Annotated in this window: 1 pseudogene; it reads right to left on the minus strand. The window is 68.5% G+C overall.

The window, feature by feature from the left end:
* Positions 1 to 321: pseudogene (locus QWY29_RS19990) on the minus strand (1,4-alpha-glucan branching protein GlgB); the annotation flags it as partial.

The following is a 321-nucleotide window of genomic DNA, read 5'->3' on the forward strand; positions in this document are numbered from 1 at the left end:
GGGTGCTGCATCACCGGCATCAGCTCGACGTGGGTGAAGCCGAGGTCGACGACGTAGGCGACCAGGTCCTCGGCCATCTGCTCCCACGACCACATCGACTGGTCGTAGTTCTTCTTCCATGACGCCAGGTGCACCTCGTAGACGCTCATCGGCGCCTGCACCGCGGCCTTCTCGGCGCGCGCGGTCATCCACTCGTCGTCGCCCCAGGTGTAGGAGGACTCGAAGACGCGCGAGGCGGTGCTGGCCGGCTTCTCGGCCCAGGCGGCCATCGGGTCGGCCTTGTCGCGCCACTGGCCGTCGGGGCCCAGCACCGCGAACTTG

Origin of the sequence: Nocardioides abyssi, from assembly GCF_030412915.1 — a bacterium.
Lineage (GTDB): Bacteria > Actinomycetota > Actinomycetes > Propionibacteriales > Nocardioidaceae > Nocardioides > Nocardioides abyssi.